Here is a 20,026-nt window from a genome sequence, read left to right as displayed (position 1 = left end):
TAACACTTGTTACTGATACCGGAGCTAAGATCATGTCGCTGAGTATCATCACCAACTCACCTTCCCTGACAGCCCAGCAAAGTCTGGAACGTGCCCAGAACGGGCTGGAAGCGTCGATGAAGAAACTGTCGACCGGTTACCAGATCAACAGTGCCAAGGACGATGCGGCGGGTCTTCAGATCAGTAACCGAATGACATCCCAGGTCAATGGTCTGTCCGTAGCGATTCGCAATGCCAATGATGGTATTTCCGTGAGTCAGACCGCAGAAGGGGCTATGGCGGAAACCACCTCCATTTTGCACCGTATCCGCGATCTGTCACTGCAATCCGCCAACGCCAGTAATGATGCACAGGATCGGGTCGCGTTGCAGCGTGAGGTCTCCCAGTTGCAATCAGAGATCGACCGGATTGCCGAGACAACGACATTCAACAGCCTCAAGGTTCTCGATGGTTCCTATACCAACAAGAATTTTCAGGTTGGCGCCAATGCCTATGAAACCATTTCCGTCAGCATCGGTAACATGCGGGCGTCCACCATTGGTGGTATCGACAAAACGCTGGATGTCGTCCGTTCCGGCAGTGAATTTGGCACAGTGTCTGTGGGCGGCGACGGTACGCTGACCAATCCCGGCAGCATGACGATTACCGGATCGAGGGGGGCTGCAACCATTGCGATTGACGGGGCGGATTCCGCCAAGTCGATTGCGACCAAAGTCAATCAACAGTCGATGGATACAGGGGTAACGGCAAGGGCGCGTACGGACGTTGCCTTAAGTGGTTTCAGTCTTGCCGGTGGTTCAACATTTTCAGCGACGATCAATGGCGTAGAGCTTTCAGGTCTATCAGACCTGGCGGGATTAGCCACCGCCGTGAATGGCAACAAAAATCTGCAGGCGGCAGGTATTACTGCCAGCAGTACAGGTGATAAGTTAACAGCTGCGCAAGGGGATACGATTGCGCTGTCTGATCTGAAGGGCGCAAACCTGACGTTTGGCACACAGGCAATGACGGCGCAGGCGCCTTCCGCCTATGCCATGGGGCAGTTTGGATTGACCTCCAGTGAAGGCGATATCACGGTCTCCGGTACGGCTGCAACAACGGCCAATGTGGCACAGACAACCGGACGCGGAGGCAGTGTCACCATTGATTCCGGCAGTAAATTCGGTACGGTCGATGTTGGCGCGACACCACCAACAGCCGGTGCTGCTGGGGGCGCCATCAAACTGACTGGCCCCCTGAATGCGGGAGGGGCTGCTGCCGATGTGACGATTGCGGCGAACGATTCTGCAGCAGATGTTGCAACCAAAATCAATGCCAAGACCGCCGATACGGGGGTTAAGGCGACCGCAAAAAACGAGGTGGTCATCAGTCAACTAGCAAGCCTGAGTGGCATTGAAACCTTGACTATTAAAGTTGATATCGAGGGAGGCAGTGCCAGTGAGATGACAGGTATTAAGACGCTTGCTGATCTGGCCACCAAGATCAATGGTCTGGGTATTTCAACGCTGAGTGCGGTTCATGACAGTACCAAGGATACGGTGATATTAACCGAATCAGCAGGTAATACCATTGAGATTTCAGACTTTGCCTCAACCGGATCGCCTACGCTTTCCGTCGGCGGGAAAACGATGGACAAAACAACCAATAAAGCCGCCAGTATTGTGGGTACCTTTGAGCTGACCGCAGATGGCAGTATCTCAATTGGTGGGACCCCTGGGGCCGGTGATTTTGCTTCAACCAGTGCTTCGGCAGGCATCCAGTCCGGCAGTGACTTCAGCAAAGTCAATGCAGGCATGCCATCCCCGACACGTATCCTCAGTCATGCAGGCAGCATGGTCGTTAAAGGGCCGGTAGGCTCAGGCACCATCCTGGTGGATGGTACGGATACGGCGCAGAATATTGCCAATAAGTTTAATGCTGTCAGTGGTGAAACCGGCGTGGTCGCCAAGGCGAATACCGAGGCGTTGATCACGGATATCAATATTGGCACTGGCCTCAATGGCATGACACCGAGTGAAGTGTCTGTTGTTATTAACGGTGAGCAGTTTTCCATTCCCGGGCCCAAGCAGTTTGCCGATTCCATCAATGCAAACCCGAGGCTGCAGCAACAGGGGGTTTCAGCGAAATACAATACCGATGGGTCGGTACTGATCAATTCGGATGTGGGCGGCAATATCGAAATCAGCCAGTTCCGGGCGAATGTCTCCAATGATGAAAGCGTCAAGGTCAATGGCAAGGTGTTGGATGCCGCTCATAACAGCGCACTGGTGACCGGTACCTTTGAGTTGCAGGCTGATGGCGATATCAACCTGAAAGGGCCTGCTGTTGAAGGTGTGACCACTAACCTGAGTGACGGCAAGTCAACGGTTGAGAGTCGCACCATGTATGTCACTGATATCGATATCACCACGGAAGCCGGTGCCCAGCAGGCGGTCAGCATCATTGATGATGCTATTGCCGATATTGACTCCCAGCGCGGTACCCTGGGGGCAATTCAGAATCGGCTTGAACACACCATCTTCAATCTGCAGAGCATTCGGGAAAATGTGACCAACTCTCGTAGCCGTATAAAAGACACCGACTATGCGTCGGAAATGGCAGAAATGACCAAGCAGCAGATCCTCAAGCAGGCCAGTATTGCCAACCTCGCCCAGGCCAATGAAATGGCCCGGGATGTCTTGATGCTGATCCGTTAAATGGCTGCCGGCACTGTCGTGTGACATGAGGAATGCGTCGTGTTGCGCGTCATGCCGGTCAGGGCACTGTCCAGGGTGAGCCGGGTAACGGCAGATCGGCGACAGCTCAGGGAGAATCTGTCCGGTTTTTGGCCGGCTCCACCGCACAATGCCCGAAAGCGCAGACAGGCTATGCCAATGAACGCTCCCCCCTTGAATATCAACAGCTCAGGACTGGATGTCCAGGCGATGGTGAGGGCCATCACCCAGGCTGAAGTGGCCCCGAAACAGGCGCAGATTGAGCGACGTGAAAAAGCGGCGGAAGTGGAACTGACCGGGCTTGGTAAGCTGCTATCCATTGCCACCCCCCTGCAGCAACGCGCCGCCCTGTTGTCATCCGGACAGGCCTGGCAGACGTGGCAGGGAGAGAGTGCCGACAATAGTCGTGTAAGTGTGTCTGTTACCGGTAAGCCTCAGGCCGGTGGTACCCATGAGATAGTTGTCCATGAACTGGCCGCGCGGGAAAAACACCTGGCCGGCCCGTTCTCCCCCGTATTCCGCCCGGGTGAGGGTGCCCTGGAAATCAGCGTCGCCGGCGGTACTTTCAAGGCGGATATCAAGGCTGACATGTCATTGCAGGCGATTGCTGCGGCGGTCAATACCGTGGCCCGCCAATATGGCGCCCGCATGGACGTGTTGAAAGACGTCAATGGTGAACAGTTATTACTGAGTGCTGAAGCGCCGGGTGCCGACAAGGCGATCCAGGTGACAGGGCAGGGGAGTGGTACTGCGCTGGCAGAGGCCTTCCGGGTGGTAGAGCCGGGACGGGACGCACGCTTCTCACTGGACGGTGTGGCACTGGTCAGCCATGGCAACCGGGTGGAGGATGTGATACCGGGCATTACCCTGGATTTACAGCGATCGGATCCCGGGCTGGCGGTGAGGGTCTCGGTGACGTCCGATTACCAGCCGGTCATTGAACAGGTGTCGCACTTTGTGGAGGCATGCAATGCGCTGGTGGAGACGGCACGGCCAGGACTTCATGGTGACAGTGCCAGTCGGCTGGAAGCCCGCATGGCCAGCGATTTGCTGAACCAGATGCGTACCGTGCTTCGACAGACGGTACCCCACGGCGGCGTACGCTCGCTGGTTGATCTGGGTATCGAAACCCAGCGCGACGGCACTTTGCGGCTGGATGAGTCGACACTGGTGACTGCACTGGCGCAACAGGGCGCTGATGTGAAGGCGATGGTCACCGGGCATGATGGCATCATGTCTTCCGTCAGCCGGGTCATGTCCCAGTGGGCAGGTCCGTCGGGCGTTCTCGGCACCCGTGTAAATACCCTCTCCCAGAGTCTTGACCAGGTGGCTATGGAGCGTGAACAGCTGTCGCTATATGAGCAGGTGATTCAGGATCGCACCCAGCGGCAATTCTTTGAGATGGATCGACAGGTCGCGCGTTTCAAGGCCGTCGGTGAGCGTCTTGATCTGCTGACCAGCCAACTTCTTAATGTACAGAAAGGAAAACGGTGATGGCGTACTCCATGGGCAGTCAGAACAAACCGGTCGCCGAGGGCTACGGCAATACGCTGCGTCACCGTTCGATGGCCGCCAACCAGGGGGAACGGCTGGTGCTGGTGTATACGACGTTAGTCAACCAGCTGATGCAGGCGCAGGGGTATATGGAGCGACACATGTGGGCGGCCAAGGGGGAAACGGTGGGTCGTTGTCTGGATATTTTTACCTGCTTGCAGTCGTCCCTTGACCATGATCGAGGAGGCAGTATTGCCGGTAACCTGGATGAATTATACCGCTACTGCATGCTGCGGCTGCTGCAGGCCAGCCGGTCGAATGAACCTGCCATCATTGCAGAAATCGTACATCTGGTGAAAACGCTAAAATCCGCCTGGGATGAAATAGTCTAATATTGCCCCAGGCCATACCGCTTGCCGTATGACTTATCTCCCTTAACAGCGTTTGCAGTTGCCTGTTTATGTTGACTCTTTGTTCCCTTGTCGATTCGACCACGCTTGCGATGGATTCTGCAGCGCAGGAGACTGCTGACGGTGTGGGCGGTGTTCCCGATGATTGTCAGGAACCGGGAGGGTTGCTATCGGCGGAGACATTGCTGGAATTTTCATCGTTCCTGCAGACTGCCATTGATTCTGACAGTAGCGATTCTCCGGCTACTGTTAGTTCAGTGGTACTGATAGACGACGTCCTGACGTCGGAGTCGGATGATGCGTTGTCTGAAATCGGGTTAACGAGTGATGCGAATAAGACAGCAACAGATTCAGGCTTATGGCATCAGACCCACGAACACGAACCTGTCGCGATAGCGAACCCTGCCTTTTACCAAACTGACCCTGATACTGCGGTACCGATACAGCCCGTCAGCAAGGAAGATTTATTAGGCGTCCAAAATCGGTTTATGCCGGACGCTCCGGGTAGCCGGCTGCCGCTGTCATCACTTCACCAAGGCGCGAGTGCCTTTTCTGCTGATCCAGTGAACGAGCAGCCATCCTGTCAACAGGAAACCGTTACGCACCAAGGCCCCCGGGAGGTTGAGCGTTTTTTGTCGGAGTCTGTCAATGCCATCGTATCGGCGATTGAGAGTGATGCCCCGTCAAGCGCCGCCTTGTTGACACCCTTCCCGGCGCGAGGGGCAGTACAACCACCGGGGGCAGCGGTGTCTGCCGAACCCGCTGCATCTTCATTGTCACCGGTTTCCAGCGCCCCCGCTGACTCGGCAGTGACACTCTTAAAGGCGGATAACAACAATCTGCAACTGGGTGTCGAACCGCCGGGTATGGGCTATTTGACGATTGCCGTGAAAAAACAGGATCAGCAGTTGTCAGTACAACTCATGACGGAAACGGCGACGGACCATCATCTTCTCTCAGCACATGGCGACAGTGTCAGGCTGATGCTGGAAAACCCCGGGTGGGGTGAAGGGCGGTTTCCACCGGGAAGTGTTGCGGTCAGCGTGGAAAAAACGGCGTGGTCAGGAACCGGCCTTACTGGCAATGAAGAGTCTCCCGCCCATGACCCACAGGGCTCGTCCCAGCCCTCGAAGCATGGCAATGAACGTGAAGGGCCGTTGTCGTCAGTCCAGGTGATGCAGGCTTCCAGTCAGCTGGTGGATCTGTTTGCCTGATGTCCAACCGCCGGTGTGGAGTGGTGCAAGCCTATGAAAGGTAAGTGGGTACTGGGTATCGCTGCGGTGGTGTTGCTGGTCGCCGGTGGTGCCGCATTTTTTTTTCTGTCAGAAGACGAAAAACGCGCGGAAGAGACAAACCAGTCCATCCTGCCCTACTTTGTTACGCTCAATAATATCGTGGTTAACCTGCGCAGCCAGGAGCAGGAGATTCACTACCTTCAGCTTGAGGTGGCCATCCAGGTGGCCAGCAAGAAATATCAGGCAGAACTGGCGCAATACCACCCAGTATTGCGCGATGCCCTCAGTGATTATTTTTCCACCCAGTACTACGAGGCCATGGACGATCCCGGCCAGCGGGAGGTTTTACGTAAAGGCGCCCTGGAACGGGTGCGAGAGGTGGCGAAAATGCATCTTCACCGCCAGCGGGTAGATGATCTGTTTTTGACCAGCATGGTCATCCAGTAAATGAACGGTACACAGCCAGGGTCTCAATTACGTTATCAGACGACGCAGTTGTCGAGTACACGGCAGGCGCACCAGATTACCCAGTGGTTGCCGGCCGTTAAACGACAGGCGCGTTACGTATCTGACCGGTTGCCGGCCGATGACATGATGGATGACCTGGTGCAGGCCGGGTTATCCGGCCTGCTGGAAGCGCTTCAGCGTTACCAGCCGGATACCGGTGTCGCCTTTTGGGGTTACGCCCTGCCGAGGATCAGGGGGGCGATGATCGATGAAATCCGTCGACAGGACTGGCGCCCCAGGGGGATTGGAAAAATGGCCGGCAACATCAGCCAGGTTATGGTCAGGCTGGAGCAATCCCTCGGACGCTTACCGGTGGAGCGGGAGATTGCCGAGGCCATGGGCATGTCACTGGCCGATTACCAGCACTGCCTCAATGACATCCACATGAGCCAGCTGGAGGTGTTGCCCCAGGAGCCTGATGAACCAGCCAGTGACACCGGCTGCGAAAGTGTGGTGTCTCGCCGGGAAACGGAGGCGCAGGTAACGGTGGCAGTCAGTCAACTGGTGGTTCGAGAACGACAACTGTTGTCAATGTACTATGGCCAGGAGTTGACCATGCAGGAAATTGCATCCGGTCTGGGGATTACTGAGGCCCGGGTCAGCCAGATCCACAAACAGTGCCTGTTGAAACTGCGTATCCTGTTGAACCCGGTGGAGGATACATCATGTTGAGACTGGCGGGTTTCCTGGTACTGATTCTCAGCGTCTTCGGCGGTTTTACCATGGCCAACGGCAAGCTGATGGCGTTATGGCAGCCGGCGGAGATCGTCATCATTGTGGGGGCGGCTGTCGGCGCTTTCATGGTGGCGAATCCGTCGTCTGTCCAGAAACTGGTGGCGACCCACCTGCACTATGTCATCGTCAAGCAGGCCGGGTTTGAAAAAGATTTTTTCATGGAGTTGCTCCAGCTGGAATACCAGCTGTTTGACCTGCTCCGCACCAAGGGGGCAGCCGGTATTGAGGATCACATCGAAAATCCGGAGAACAGTGAGATATTTACCGCGTTTCCCCGCATTATTGCCCATAAACGACTGCTCCATTTCATTACCGATAACTTTCGTATCACCGGCATGACCAATATCACTCCGCACGAGCTGGAAGGATTGCTGGAGCAGGAAATCCACACGCTTGAGGCTGACCTGAAACGGCCGGGCGATGCGTTACAGTCGGTAGCGGATGCCTGTCCGGGGTTCGGCATTGTGGCGGCGGTGATGGGGATTGTCATCACCATGCAGTCCATGGATGGCCCGATCGGAGAAATTGGCGCCCATGTGGCGGCGGCGCTGGTGGGTACCTTCCTGGGGATTCTGCTCTGTTACGGCATTGTGGGGCCACTGGCGAGTGCGGTCAGCTATACCGCGCAGAATGAGTGCCTGGCGTTTGATTGTGTGAAGTCGGCAATGGTCTCCTGCCAGCTGGGGCGCCCGCCGATCCTGGCTGTCGATGCCGGACGACGGGTGCTGTACGACGAATTACGGCCAACGTTTCTCGAGCTGGAGCGATGGTTGAGAGGCAACAGGGAGTAAGCGTCCGTGTCTGAGCATCCTCTGATTATCAAGCGGGTGGTGCGTGTCTCCCATGATGGCCACCATGGGGGTTCCTGGAAAGTGGCGTTTGCGGATTTTGCCATTGCCATGATGGCGCTGTTCCTGGTGTTGTGGCTGGTGGCTGCGACCAACCGATTGCAAAAGGAGGTGATCGCGGACTACTTTTCCAATCCGGGTATGTTCAAGCATCCTTCCAGTGATAACCCGATCCGTATGGAAGGGGCGACGTCTGTGCATCAGGGCGCTCCGACGCCGGTGCGGGCCAAGGCGACAGGGTACGAAGGGTTTGAACTGGCGGGTAATACGGCACCGGGCGTTAACGAATTGAATGGGGTGGCAACGGAACTCTCCAAAGTGGGCTCACAAAAAGGTCGTGGTGGTATGCGTTCGTCCTATAAAGTGGAACGGATTCCTAATGGCCTGATTCTGACGATTCCCGAGATTAACAACGAACCCATGTTTCTGGCCGGGAAGTCGGATCTGACTTACCTCTATGAAGACCTGTTTCTGGAAATGGCGCCTATCCTGTCAACACTCCCCAATAAACTGATTATTTCTGGCCATACCGATGCCACACCCTGGTCGCCGGCATCCTCTATGGATAACTGGAAGCTGTCGGCTAACCGGGCAGATACGGTACGTCGTACCCTGGTGTTTGGCGGCATGCCGGAAAATAAGGTGTTGCAGGTTATCGGCATGGCGGATCAGGCACCGTTACAGGGCTTTAACCCAGAAGATCAGCGTAATCGACGCATCGAGATCATGGTGTTGTCCCGAAAAAGTGCCGGTTATGTGAAACATGCAATGCAGAAAAAAGCCGATTTTGACCTGCCGGCAGCACAGCTGGAACAGGCGGTTGACAAGGCGAAAGCCAATCAAATTGCTTTATGATTTCCTGTCTTACCATTGAATAAACGTGAGCAGCGCGGGCAAAGTGCTTATGGTTGACGCATATCACGGGACATCGGTCCGGCTTTTCGAGTATTGTTCGCGGCTTTCCTGTTAATGCTGATACCGCTGGCGTACGCCCATGACCGACCATACCGCTTCCCCAACACCTGCCAACATCGACCCGTTTGCCTGCCGGGCGGTCATGATCGCCAGCCCGGCATCCGGTCAGGGAAAAACCACGTTTACCGCTGCGCTGGCCCGCTTGTATCGCAACCAGGGCCTGAACGTAAAGGTGTTCAAATGTGGGCCGGATTTCCTGGATCCCATGATCCACGAACAGGCCAGCGGCAACCTGGTTGATGTCGTCGATACCTGGATGACCACGGACGATTATACCCGGTACATGCTGGCAGAAGCGGCAGCCAGTCATGATGTCTTGATTGTTGAAGCTGCCATGGGCTTGTTTGATGGTGATTCGCCACCGGCAGGTCTGGCTCGCCAGTTAGGTCTGCCGATCTGGACGGTGATCAACGCCAGCGCCATGGCCCAGAGTTTTGGGGCGCTGGCTTACGGGCTCAAGCATTATCAACCGGATACGCCTTTGGCGGGAGTTATCGCTGGTCAGGTAGGTGGCGATTACCATGTTGAGTTACTGCGCGAGAGTTTGCCGGCGGATATTCCCCTGATCGGCTCCATTCCCCGTGATCCCACCATGGTGCTGCCGGAACGTCATCTCGGTCTTGTCCAGGCCTGCGAGCTGGCAACCACCCTGGATCAGCAACTGGATAAAGCGGCCGCCTTGCTGGAAAGCCGAGGTTTCGGCGCACTGCCCCCCGAAGTGATGTTTACGTTGCCGGCGCGTGGCAGTGTTATGCCATTACTAAACGGTTGTCGTATTGCGATCGCACAGGATGACGCCTTTGCCTTTATCTACGCGGCGAATCTCCGCACCCTGAAAGCGCTGGGCGCAGAGATACAGATGTTCTCGCCACTGGCAGGGGATCGTCTGCCGGAATGTGATGCGGTCTGGCTGCCCGGAGGTTATCCCGAGTTGCATATGGCTGCGCTGTCAGACAATCGTGCGCTGGTGGCGGATCTGGACGTGCATGTCGCGGCTGGCCGACCGCTGTACGCAGAATGTGGCGGTATGCTCTACCTGCTGGAATCCTTGACTGACCGGCACGGTGTAACCGGTGGGATGGCGGGTCTGTTACCGGGTTCCGCGACGTTGCAGGAACGGCTGGTTAACCTTGGGATGGAAGCCTTGGATTTACCCGAAGGGGAACTGCGTGGCCACAGCTTCCATTATTCCACCATGACGACGTCCATGGCGCCCTGGCGTTATACCCGACGGCAACGGGCTCGGTATGGCTCAGACAAGGGTGAAGCTGTCTATCGACAAGGCAGCATCCAGGCGTCCTACCATCATGCCTATTTCGCCAGCGCTCCTCATGCGGCTGCAACGTTGTTTATGGCGAGCGGTACCACAACGCCGGTCAAGCAAGCCTCGGACAAAGCGTCAGAAACCGTTTAATGGACGTGATCTTATGATTGACTTGTTTCCGCCGAAATCACACTATTAGCCGGAATACTCTAACTCCTGATCGTATGACACTGACAACGCTGCACCGCCATCATAGACGTCCTGTCGGCATCGCCCTTTTGGTTGCGATGCTGCTGTCTGTGCTGCAGTTTTGTCTGATGAGTGTTGCCGAGGGGAAAACCATGCACCCATCGCCCATGGAAAGCGCGATGGTCATGGCGATGGATACCTCGGATGGCATGGCACACGACTGTTGCCAGCCAGATAGCCCGGTATCCAGAATGGTCATGACAGATGTCGTCTGTCCTGACTGTGAAGGTGATGCGCCAGCCCTGCAGGTGTCTGCACCGGATCTGAAACCGGTCTTTATGCTGTTGTTTACTGTCGTGGAGCAGGTGTTTGACCCGGTACCGCAAACCCGTAACTGGCAGGTGTTCACCGAGCCGGACATACGAACCTCCCTACCCGATATCTATCTGGCGAAAGCCGCTTTCCTCGAATAGTCCGTTGACGCAATAACCCTGATTTAAACCCGTTATTGCCCATGAGCTGTTGTTAGCCTGCGCCTGTGTTGACGTTTTTATACTGGCTGGCCGTTTGGCGTGACAGCTCCTCAACGGAGAAACACCATGTTTTTCTTACGTCGCTTTTGGGCGACCCCGAACCGTAACCCGCTTTGGCTGGCGTGGTGGTCGGTCCTTGCGCTGTCGGCGTCTGCCAGCCCGCTTTCATTGACGGTTGCCGAACAGCAGGCGCTGTCGGCTGATGCCGGCACCCGCGCCCTGCAGGCACAGGCCCGTGCCTTTTCCGAGCAGGCGGTTGCCGCAGAGAGCTGGGCCGATCCCAAGCTTTCCATCGGCACCATGAACCTGCCGGGGGATAACCTGGATCCCTTTGACCAGGGCATGCTTGAGCTGAAACTTGAGCAGATGTTGCCCCGGGGCGACAACGCCACCATCCTCCGCCGTAAAGGTGAGTTGCAGGAGACCGCCGCCAGCCTGCAGGCAGACGATCGTCGTTTGTCTGTAGTACGGGATGTCCGCCTGGCCTGGCTGGATGCCTGGTACTGGCAACAGTCATTACAACAGCTGCATCTGGATCGTTACCTGTTTGAAAGCCTGGTGACGGTCACAGAGTCCATGTATAGCCAGGGTCGTAAAACCCAGCAGGATGTGCTGCAGGCGGAAGTGGTGCTGTCGCGGCTGGATGATCGCATGGCCACTGCCGCAGCAAGCGCCAATGAGAGTCGCGCCCGGTTGGCGCGTTGGCTGAATCAGCAGCCGGTGGTGTCTGTCAGTGAGACATTGCCCACCTTGCCAGCATTGCCCGCGATCACGGACCAGGCACTGCTATCCCATCCACTGGTTCGGGTGACTGACCTTGCCATTGACCAGTCCGAGCAGGATATCGCCCTGGCCAGGGAGAGTTATAAGCCGCAGTGGGGCGTTGAGCTGACCTATGGTCGCGAACAGGGTGATATGGGGGGAATGGGGATCGATAACCGTGACCGGTTCTCCGCCATGGTGATGCTGGATATCCCGCTGTTCACCGGCATTCGTCAGGATCGCCTGCTGTCCGCCAGCCAGTACCGGCGTGAAGCCAGTACGGCCACGCGCCTGAATACACTGCAAGAGTTGCAGGGGACGTTGCAGGCAGAGGCCGCCCGCTATAACGGGCTGAAAGATCGCCTTGCACTCTACAAGACCCAGCTCTTACCCACCGTTACGCGTCAGGCAGATGCAGCACTTAAGGCCTACCAGGCCGATACCGCGGATTTCACCAGCGTGATACAGGCCTATCAATCCCGGTTGGATCTCACCCTGGCTTATAAACGGCTTCAGGCTGATACCCGGCAGAGTGAAGCGCGACTGCATTATCTGCTGTCAGCAGGCTACCCGCCGCTGTCCGACGAGAAGAGGGAACTGTAATGAAGACAATCACATTGATCAGTCTGGCGTCGGCGGTTGCCTTTTCCGCCGGTATGGCGGCCCAGTATGTTTTGGCACCGCACAGTGGCGCGATAGCAGTGGATGCCCAGGAAAAAAAACCACTTTATTGGGTGGCGCCGATGGATCCCAATTACCGGCGCGACCAGCCGGGTCAATCCCCGATGGGTATGGATCTGGTACCGGTCTATGAGGAGGCGGGTGCAGCAGACACTACGCCAGGCACAGTGACTATCTCTTCAGCGGTTCAGAACAACCTTGGGGTGCGCACTGAAACCGCGAGCCTGAAGACCCTTGAGCCACAGATCCGTACGGTCGGGCGCATTGGTTATAACGAAGACAGCCTGCTGCAGATCAACAGCCGGGTGCAGGGCTGGGTGGAAAACCTGCAGCTGTCGTCAGTTGGCGATGATGTGCGAAAGGGCGACAAACTGTTTGACCTTTACTCACCGGCGCTGGTCAATGCCCAGGAGGAGTTGCTGTCGGCGCTTCGCTCCGGCAATACCGGGTTGATCAAGGCATCCCGCGAGCGGCTTGCCGCACTGGATGTGCCTGAACAGACCATCAGCCGCATCGTCAGCAACCGACGTATTGAACGAGCGTTATCGGTTTATGCACCACAGGATGGCTATGTTTCGCAGCTCAATATCCGTGAGGGCGGTTATATCAATCCATCCAGCCTGCTGGTTGAACTGGCCAGTATGGCGTCCATCTGGGTAGTGGCGGATGTGTTTGAACGTCAGTCGCCGCTGATTCGGGCCGGTCAGGCGGCGACCATGACCGTGGACTACCTGCCGGGTAAAACGTGGCAGGGCTCGGTGGATTATGTCTATCCGGAACTGGACCCACAAACCCGCAGCTTGCGTGTGCGACTCCGGTTTGATAATCCCGATGATGCACTGAAACCCAACATGTACTCCCGGGTCAGTATTGTGACCGACGCGTTTGAGGCGCTGACCATCCCCAGTGAAGCGTTGATCCGAACCGGTGACCAGGAACGGGTGGTCAAGGATCTGGGTAATGGCCAGTTCCGCTCTGTCCGGGTGGACAGTGGCCGGGTTGTCAGTGGACAGGTTGAGATTCTGCGGGGCCTGCACCAGGGCGAGCGGGTTGTTACCTCGGCCCAGTTCCTGCTGGATTCGGAATCCAGCGTGACGGCAGACCTGAGCCGGTATGAGTCCTCAGCCCGTGATCGTGTCTGGACAGCGGGCACGCTGGATCAAAAGAAAGACGGTGTGCTCACGATTACCCATGACCCGGTACCCGAATGGGGCTGGCCCGCCATGACCATGGACTTCGATCTGTCGCCGGAGGTTGGCATCAGTGCATTTGATGAGGGGCAGGCTATACGCTTTGAAATGGAAAAAACACCGGCAGGTAGTTACCAGATCGTGGCGATGGAAAAGGGCGAGATGAGCCATGAGGTAATGGATCACAGTCAGATGAATCATGGTGAGATGAACCATGAAATGATGGACCACAGCCAGATGGGGCACTGAGGAGATAACCATGATCGGAGCGATTATTCGCGGATCACTGGGAAATCGTTTCCTGGTGTTGCTGGCGGCATTGGCGCTGTTGTTTGCCGGGGTCTGGGTGACACGGAACACGCCAGTGGACGCCTTACCGGACCTGTCGGATGTACAGGTGATTATCAAGACAGACTACCCCGGTCAGGCACCGCAACTGGTGGAAGACCAGGTGACCTACCCACTGACCACGGCGATGATGGCGGTACCCGGTGCCGTGGATGTGCGGGGTTCTTCCATGTTTGGCACCTCCTATGTCTACATCCTGTTTGAGGATGGCACGGATATGTATTGGGCCCGCTCGCGGGTGCTGGAATACCTGAACCAGGTGCAGTCGAGTTTGCCGGCCGAGGCCACCACGGCGCTGGGGCCGGATGCCACCGGTGTTGGTTGGGTGTACAACTATGCCCTGGTCGACCGGACCGGACAGCATGACTTGGCGCAGCTGCGCAGCCTGCAGGACTGGTACCTGAAATACCCGCTGCAGTCGGTACCCGGTGTCAGTGAAGTGGCCACGGTGGGTGGCATGGTCAGGCAGTACCAGGTGGTGGCGGACCCGGACAAACTACGGGCTTACGGCATCCCTTTGCAGACGCTTCGCCAGGCGCTGGAGAACGGGAATCGTGAGGCTGGAGCGTCTGCCATCGAGATGGCCGAGGCGGAATATATCGTACGAATTACCGGCTATTTGCAGGGCGTCGACGATATACGGCAAGTGCCATTAACCGTGACAGCCGAAGGCACACCGCTGACCGTGGGGGATGTCGCCGACGTCCGTCAAGGCCCGCAGATGCGCCGGGGGATTGCGGACCTGAATGGCGAAGGGGAAGTGGTCGGTGGCATCATCGTCATGCGTTACGGCGAAAATGCCCGGGAGGTGATTCAGGGCGTCAGGGAGAAACTGGCCGAGTTGCAGCAGGGCCTGCCGGATGGCGTAGAGATTGTGACAACCTATGACCGTTCCAGGCTGGTCTCGGAGGCGGTCTCGACCCTGACCCATACGCTGTTGATCCAGATTGTTATCGTCGTGGCGATCTGCGCCCTGTTCCTGTTGCATTTCCGTTCGTCGCTGGTGGTGGTCATCAGTCTGCCTCTGGGGATTCTGGGTGCATTTTCGATCATGTACCTGCAGGGGTTGAACGCCAATATCATGTCCCTGGGCGGCATTGCCGTGGCGATTGGCTCCATGGTGGACGGCGCGATTGTAATGATCGAGAACTTCCACAAGCATCTGCAGCGGGTCAAGGTCACGGCAGCCAACCGCTGGGCGATTGTGCAACAGTCGTCGTTGGAAGTGGGGCCGCCGCTGTTCTTCTCGCTGCTGATCGAGGCGATCAGTTTCATGCCGGTGTTCAGCCTGCAGGCGCAGGAAGGGCGGTTGTTCTCGCCGCTGGCCTTTACCAAATCCTACGCCATGGCGGTGGCGGCGGGCCTGACCATCACCCTGGTGCCGGTGCTGATCGGCTACCTGGTGCGGGGCAAGGTGATGGAAGAGCAGCGTAATCCGGTGAACCGCGTCATGATGGCGGCCTATCGCCCGCTGGTTAAAGGGGCGCTGACTCATGCCCGGTGGTTGGTGGCTGCGGCACTGGTGCTGATGGTGGTCGGCCTCTGGCCGGCGACCAAGCTGGGCAGTGAATTCATGCCGGACCTGGACGAAGGCGACCTGATGTACATGCCGACCACCTATGCCGGGCTCTCGGTCGGCAAGGCCCGGGAGCTGCTGCAACAGACCGACCGCCTGATCAAGACCGTCCCGGAAGTGGAGACAGTGTTCGGCAAGGTCGGTCGTGCGGAAACGGCGACGGACCCCTCACCGCTGACCATGATTGAAACCGTCGTCCAGCTCAAGCCCCGCAGCGAATGGCGGGACGGGGTAACCCCGGAAAGCCTGCGCGCGGAACTGGAGCAGCGGGTGAAACTGCCCGGTGTGAGCAATGCCTGGGTCATGCCGATCCGCACGCGCATCGACATGCTTTCCACCGGTATCAAGACACCGGTCGGCATACAGGTGACGGGGCCGGACCTCAAGCGCATCGACGGCATTGGTCGTGAATTGGAGCAGCTGCTGCCGGTGGTTCCCGGCACACTGTCTGTCTATGCGGAACGGGTGGTGGGAGGTCGTTATATTCGTGTGGATATTGACCGGGTACGGGCGGCGCGCTTTGGCTTGAATATTAGTGATATCCAGGCGGTGGCGACCTCTGCCATTGGCGGCATGAATGTCACCAGCACGGTTGAGGGACTGGCGCGTTACCCGGTGAACCTGCGCTATCCGCAAAGCTTCCGGGATTCGGTGGAAGCACTGGAAATCCTACCGGTCGTTACGCCGTCCGGACAGGGCATCGCCCTGGGGGATGTGGCGGATATCGTGATTGAGGATGGCCCCGGTGCGATCCGTTCCGAGAATGCCCGGCCTGCCGGACGCGTGCTGGTGGATATCGAAGGGCGGGATCTGGGTTCCTGGGTGCGCGAGGCGCAGGCGCTGGTACGGGAGCAACTGACGCTGCCGGCTGGTTATGCGCTGGAGTGGACCGGTCAGTATGAATACATGGAGCGGGCCAATGAACGACTCGGCATCATTATTCCGGCCACCCTGTTTTTCATCACGGTGATCCTCTTCCTGACTTTCCGGCGCGCCTTCGAGGTGGTTGCCATTCTCGGTACGCTGCCGTTTGCTCTGATAGGCGGCATCTGGCTGATGGCGCTGCAGGGGTACAACCTGTCGGTCGCGGTCGGTGTCGGGTTTATCGCCCTGGCGGGGGTGACGGTGGGGAATGCCATCATGATGCTGGTGTATCTCAACCAGTCGTTGGACGACTGCCGTCTGCGGGGGCAGGAACAGGGGCTGCCGCTGACGCAGGCGGCCATTCGTGATGCGGTGATAGACGGCGCTGTGCTGCGGTTGCGGCCGATCATGATGACCGTCTGCACCATCCTGTTTGGTCTGGTACCAGTGATGATGAATAACGGCACCGGTGCGGAAATCATGCAGCGCATTGCCGGCCCGATGATCGGTGGTATCACCAGTTCACTGATCGTGACGCTGGTGCTGGTGCCGGCCGTCTATTTCCTGTGGCATGGGCGGACAGCCGTTAAGGCAGACGCCTGAATCACTTGTTAAGTACAATGCAGCGTCGTAAGGCGCTGCCGGTTAGAAAAAAATGGAGTGAATGTAATGAAAAATGTTAAATCACTGCTGTTAGGGTCGGTATTGACCATGGCATCCATGAACGGCTTCGCGGAGGAATCGTTTCCCATGGTGATGGTGTACAAAACGCCGACCTGCGGTTGCTGCACGGAGTGGTCAGACCACCTGGAGGCCAACGGTTTCAAGGTGATGAACCACAATGTGCAGGATATTGCCCAGTACAAGGAGAAAGCCAACCTGCCTTACGGGCTGGGTTCCTGCCATACGGCGTTTGTCGGTGGCTACGCGGTGGAAGGGCATGTGCCAGCGTCTGATATCAAGCGCATGCTGACGGAAAAACCGGCCATTCGCGGGCTGGCCGTGCCCGGTATGCCGATGGGCTCCCCGGGGATGGAGTATGGGGATCGGAAGGATGCGTATAACACCATCAGTTATACCAAAGATGGGAAGACCAGCGTGTATGCCTCGCATTAAGACCGGTCTGTGATCTTGAAGCAAAACGGGTAAATGGACACTGACGTTGGGGGTAGCGTTTCGGCTCTCAACGTCAAATGTCGTTTCATGCGATAGGGTATGATGAAAGGATATGGTAACAATGTCGCTTTATGGACACATTCAGCCCTGTTAGTCGTCGCTTATTCGCAGTAACCTGTGCAGGCAATCGCAGAGCCATTGTTGTGAAAAATAAGTGAGGATCACCATCAGGCACCGGGGTGAACCAATGACTGAAAGATGGAAAGAACAGGCAATCAAGTGGCGGGACAGGGCGCGTGAAGAGAGGGACAAACGGCGTGCCCTTGAACGGGACGTCGATGACCTGAAGACCCAGCTGGCCAAGGCTGAACGACAGCTTCGGCGAGCCAGTTTGACGACAGAAAAAAGCCAGGCACTACAAAAACAGGTGAGAGAGGTGCTAATGGAAGCCCTGGAGGAGGTCGAGGCGGTATAGCGATCGGGGTTTTTCCGGTAAGTGCTGTTGTACCACTGGAGGCTGGCCGCCGTTGGAGGGAATCGTTTTGCGATGCCCTCGTGGAAAACGTTCATTCGACCTGACAGGAGAATGCACGTTCTATCGCTGAGCCTTTGAAGCTCTCCGTACTATGCCATTTACATATTGGCGGCGCGTTCCGAAAGACATTCGTAGTCTCCCATTTCAAATTCGCGGCAGATAAAGGGTCGCTTCTCGTAAATCGTACAGCGCAGGGTGTTTCGGTCCAGGGCCGCACACCAGCCATCGGCTAACCGCGCCATGGTTTCACCTCCCCACTGATCCCTCTCAATAAACCGGTCGGGTACGCCGGTATCGGTAATCAGCATGACTTCCAGGCGGCAACAGCAGGCTTTGCAGTTTTCGCAGGTCGCCTCGGTGGCGGGCAGGGTTTTGGTTTCGATGATCATTAATTGCGGTTCACTTTCAATACAGGTATCCATTTTCTAGATGTAAATTTTACTTAACCGAATCAGGTGGCTTCCTGAATGGCTATATGTAGCAGATTTTGTCGGGTGTGAACGTATTTCCAGTGCTTGAATGGTGATTCAGGTTAGGTAAATGATTCAGATTTCAAGGCCTGACCCTTTTGTTTTTATCGCTCAGCACCTTCTTTTTTTAAACTTATTCGTCTTCCTTAGCGTTATTGATGAACGCTTGTCGTTCCTGCTCTTCTTGCTTCACTGCTTCGATTTCTTCCAGCAAGGCATCTACATCAGCGCTGTTGCTGTCATCTTCAAACTCACCAGTGAGCGTGGAGCCAGGTGTTAAGTCACCCTCTTCAAACAGCGCCCACATTTCCTTGGCGTATTGCGTGTGTAATAAGGCGGGTGCAAATGCGCCATAATAGCGACGCATATTGTTGACGTCACGGGCGAACATGGCTTGCGCGTTATTATTCGAGGCAGCATTAACCGCCTGTGGCAGGTCGATAATCACCGGACCATGGTCATCAACCAGTACATTGAATTCTGATAGATCACCGTGCACAAGACCCGCACAAAGCATGAGCATAATGTAATGCATCATGAGGGTGTGATCTCGAATCGCCTGCTCTTCCGACAACGCAACATCACCGAGCCGTGGTGCAACGTCGCCCGCTGCATCGGTGACCAATTCCATTAATAGTACGCCATCAACGCAACAGAACGTTTCGGGTACGCGCACACCCACACTGGCTAAAAGGGTTAAGGCATCCACTTCGGCACTCTGCCAAATGATTTCCTGTTGCTGGCGGCCATAATTTGAATGTTTTTCCATGGCTCGCGCTTTACGGCCACTGCGAACTTTTTTCCCTTCCTGGTATTGTGCCGCTTTTTTAAAGCTGCGTTTCATTGCATCTTTATAGACTTTGGCGCAACGAATATTGTCACCACAGCGGACAATGAATACATCGGCTTCTTTGCCGCTCATGAGTCGGCTGATAACGGCATCGATTAAACCATCATCAACGAGGGGCTGTAGGCGTTTGGGTATTTTCACGGACGTCCTGCTAAGTGTGGTCGGCTATCAAAACTTACTTGATAGAGTACGTTCTGTACTTGATTGTATCTTTGGGTCAAAAATATCACCGTATAAGGGGCAAGAGGTTTCATGATCTTGCCGTGGGCGAACTCGCTATGCGGTCTCTGTTTGTGTAACAGATCCTATGTGGAAAAAGCGCACCCACACTACCGCCCGAAGGTGTGGCTCGGTCATATATTGACCAGCGGAGCATGGGCCTCGGTAGCTCGGTTTTGAACAGTTGTGCGAATAGGGTGGCTTATCTAATCACATTTGCTGAGGTGGGGCTATTGCCGGAGTGGCAGGTTTTTTTCGGTTTCTGCTGGTGGTTTATGTTTGCTGCTTTTGGTCTGCTCAGTGCAGATGATGCTGCCCCACAGCGTGATCAGAAAGTTATTGACGAGGATGAGCTGTCTTAAACGGCAGCTCGATATAATATTTCCTGATTACCACTGTGGCTCAGCCAGCTTGAGAAGCCTTGCTGGCATGGGGCAGGTTCGCGCAGCCATGTAACCCAGCCTTGATACCATCGCCTTCAAATCAAAGCGCCGGTTAAATCGATAACAGT

General features: G+C 56.3%; 17 protein-coding genes and 1 pseudogene. 15 read left to right on the top strand and 3 right to left on the bottom strand.

Annotation, left to right across the window (positions count from 1 at the left end; genetic code table 11):
• Nucleotides 1-32: 32 nt before the first annotated feature.
• The 15 genes from KHS78_RS20505 (at nt 33) to KHS78_RS20435 (ending at nt 17,916) form a co-directional block, all read left to right on the top strand.
• Nucleotides 33-2,696 (top strand): flagellin N-terminal helical domain-containing protein, encoded by a 2,664-nt coding sequence (locus KHS78_RS20505; protein WP_211830792.1) that lies wholly within the window; start codon nt 33-35, stop codon nt 2,694-2,696.
• 39 nt (nt 2,697-2,735) lie between these two features.
• On the top strand, nt 2,736-4,208 hold the full coding sequence (gene fliD, locus KHS78_RS20500; RefSeq protein ID WP_211830790.1) for a flagellar filament capping protein FliD: 1,473 nt from the start codon (nt 2,736-2,738) through the stop codon (nt 4,206-4,208).
• A complete protein-coding gene (gene fliS / locus KHS78_RS20495; RefSeq protein WP_211830788.1) occupies nt 4,208-4,600 on the top strand; it encodes a flagellar export chaperone FliS in 393 nt (130 codons plus the stop codon). Before fliD ends, fliS begins: the two co-directional genes overlap by 1 nt.
• Nucleotides 4,601-4,668: 68 nt before the next feature.
• Complete coding sequence (locus tag KHS78_RS20490; protein WP_211830786.1) at nt 4,669-5,832, top strand: hypothetical protein; 1,164 nt, start codon at nt 4,669-4,671, stop codon at nt 5,830-5,832.
• A 33-nt stretch (nt 5,833-5,865) separates the two neighbouring features.
• Entirely contained in the window at nt 5,866-6,300 is a 435-nt protein-coding gene (locus KHS78_RS20485) for a flagellar basal body-associated FliL family protein (protein ID WP_211830784.1), read from the top strand.
• Nucleotides 6,301-7,032: a sigma-70 family RNA polymerase sigma factor gene (locus tag KHS78_RS20480; RefSeq protein ID WP_211830782.1), complete on the top strand. Its 732-nt coding sequence runs from the start codon at nt 6,301-6,303 to the stop codon at nt 7,030-7,032.
• Nucleotides 7,026-7,886, top strand: a complete 861-nt coding sequence (motA, locus tag KHS78_RS20475) for a flagellar motor stator protein MotA (RefSeq protein ID WP_211830780.1) — start codon at nt 7,026-7,028, stop codon at nt 7,884-7,886. Before KHS78_RS20480 ends, motA begins: the two co-directional genes overlap by 7 nt.
• A gap of 6 nt (nt 7,887-7,892) precedes the next feature.
• On the top strand, nt 7,893-8,798 hold the full coding sequence (locus KHS78_RS20470) for a flagellar motor protein MotB (RefSeq protein ID WP_211830778.1): 906 nt from the start codon (nt 7,893-7,895) through the stop codon (nt 8,796-8,798).
• Nucleotides 8,799-8,937: 139 nt separating this feature from the next.
• Nucleotides 8,938-10,332: a cobyrinic acid a,c-diamide synthase CobB gene (locus KHS78_RS20465; RefSeq protein ID WP_211830776.1), complete on the top strand. Its 1,395-nt coding sequence runs from the start codon at nt 8,938-8,940 to the stop codon at nt 10,330-10,332.
• 74 nt (nt 10,333-10,406) lie between these two features.
• Nucleotides 10,407-10,844 (top strand): hypothetical protein, encoded by a 438-nt coding sequence (locus KHS78_RS20460; protein ID WP_211830773.1) that lies wholly within the window; start codon nt 10,407-10,409, stop codon nt 10,842-10,844.
• Nucleotides 10,845-10,970: 126 nt separating this feature from the next.
• Nucleotides 10,971-12,269, top strand: coding sequence for a TolC family protein (locus KHS78_RS20455; protein WP_211830771.1), 1,299 nt, complete (start codon nt 10,971-10,973; stop codon nt 12,267-12,269).
• Nucleotides 12,269-13,786, top strand: a complete 1,518-nt coding sequence (locus KHS78_RS20450) for an efflux RND transporter periplasmic adaptor subunit (protein ID WP_211830769.1) — start codon at nt 12,269-12,271, stop codon at nt 13,784-13,786. Before KHS78_RS20455 ends, KHS78_RS20450 begins: the two co-directional genes overlap by 1 nt.
• A 10-nt stretch (nt 13,787-13,796) precedes the next feature.
• Nucleotides 13,797-16,928 carry an efflux RND transporter permease subunit gene (locus KHS78_RS20445; RefSeq protein WP_211830767.1) on the top strand — a complete coding sequence of 1,044 codons (3,132 nt, stop codon included), beginning with the start codon at nt 13,797-13,799 and terminating at the stop codon, nt 16,926-16,928.
• A gap of 66 nt (nt 16,929-16,994) precedes the next feature.
• Nucleotides 16,995-17,441, top strand: a complete 447-nt coding sequence (locus tag KHS78_RS20440; RefSeq protein WP_211830766.1) for a DUF411 domain-containing protein — start codon at nt 16,995-16,997, stop codon at nt 17,439-17,441.
• Between the two features lie 247 nt (nt 17,442-17,688).
• The gene (locus tag KHS78_RS20435) at nt 17,689-17,916 is read left to right on the top strand and encodes a hypothetical protein (protein WP_211830764.1); all 228 of its coding nucleotides are present in this window, start codon (nt 17,689-17,691) and stop codon (nt 17,914-17,916) included.
• Between the two features lie 158 nt (nt 17,917-18,074).
• On the opposite strand, the gene KHS78_RS20430 is transcribed toward KHS78_RS20435, so the two are convergent.
• The 3 genes and pseudogenes from KHS78_RS20430 to KHS78_RS20420 form a co-directional block, all read right to left on the bottom strand.
• Entirely contained in the window at nt 18,075-18,398 is a 324-nt protein-coding gene (locus KHS78_RS20430; protein WP_246506727.1) for a YkgJ family cysteine cluster protein, read from the bottom strand.
• Nucleotides 18,399-18,579: 181 nt separating this feature from the next.
• Nucleotides 18,580-19,437 (bottom strand): PA4780 family RIO1-like protein kinase, encoded by an 858-nt coding sequence (locus KHS78_RS20425; protein ID WP_211830762.1) that lies wholly within the window; start codon nt 19,435-19,437, stop codon nt 18,580-18,582.
• Nucleotides 19,438-19,904: 467 nt separating this feature from the next.
• Nucleotides 19,905-20,026 (bottom strand): annotated as a pseudogene (locus KHS78_RS20420) (IS1595 family transposase); the annotation flags it as partial.

Origin of the sequence: Kistimonas asteriae, assembly GCF_018263925.1 — a bacterium.
In the GTDB taxonomy this organism is placed as follows: domain Bacteria; phylum Pseudomonadota; class Gammaproteobacteria; order Pseudomonadales; family Endozoicomonadaceae; genus Kistimonas; species Kistimonas asteriae.
Note: the sequence above shows the minus strand (reverse complement) of the source record. Positions and strands in the feature narration are given on the sequence as shown.

Excerpts from the sequence above, each read along its gene's own strand:
- KHS78_RS20505 (WP_211830792.1), top strand. The coding sequence starts at position 33 with ATGTCGCTGAGTATCATCACCAACTCACCTTCCCTGACAGCCCAGCAA.
- fliS (WP_211830788.1), top strand. The coding sequence starts at position 4,208 with ATGGCGTACTCCATGGGCAGTCAGAACAAACCGGTCGCCGAGGGCTAC.
- KHS78_RS20490 (WP_211830786.1), top strand. The coding sequence starts at position 4,669 with ATGTTGACTCTTTGTTCCCTTGTCGATTCGACCACGCTTGCGATGGAT.
- KHS78_RS20485 (WP_211830784.1), top strand. The coding sequence starts at position 5,866 with ATGAAAGGTAAGTGGGTACTGGGTATCGCTGCGGTGGTGTTGCTGGTC.
- KHS78_RS20480 (WP_211830782.1), top strand. The coding sequence starts at position 6,301 with ATGAACGGTACACAGCCAGGGTCTCAATTACGTTATCAGACGACGCAG.
- motA (WP_211830780.1), top strand. The coding sequence starts at position 7,026 with ATGTTGAGACTGGCGGGTTTCCTGGTACTGATTCTCAGCGTCTTCGGC.
- KHS78_RS20465 (WP_211830776.1), top strand. The coding sequence starts at position 8,938 with ATGACCGACCATACCGCTTCCCCAACACCTGCCAACATCGACCCGTTT.
- KHS78_RS20460 (WP_211830773.1), top strand. The coding sequence starts at position 10,407 with ATGACACTGACAACGCTGCACCGCCATCATAGACGTCCTGTCGGCATC.
- KHS78_RS20455 (WP_211830771.1), top strand. The coding sequence starts at position 10,971 with ATGTTTTTCTTACGTCGCTTTTGGGCGACCCCGAACCGTAACCCGCTT.
- KHS78_RS20450 (WP_211830769.1), top strand. The coding sequence starts at position 12,269 with ATGAAGACAATCACATTGATCAGTCTGGCGTCGGCGGTTGCCTTTTCC.
- KHS78_RS20445 (WP_211830767.1), top strand. The coding sequence starts at position 13,797 with ATGATCGGAGCGATTATTCGCGGATCACTGGGAAATCGTTTCCTGGTG.
- KHS78_RS20440 (WP_211830766.1), top strand. The coding sequence starts at position 16,995 with ATGAAAAATGTTAAATCACTGCTGTTAGGGTCGGTATTGACCATGGCA.
- KHS78_RS20435 (WP_211830764.1), top strand. The coding sequence starts at position 17,689 with ATGACTGAAAGATGGAAAGAACAGGCAATCAAGTGGCGGGACAGGGCG.
- KHS78_RS20430 (WP_246506727.1), bottom strand. The coding sequence starts at position 18,398 with ATGGATACCTGTATTGAAAGTGAACCGCAATTAATGATCATCGAAACC.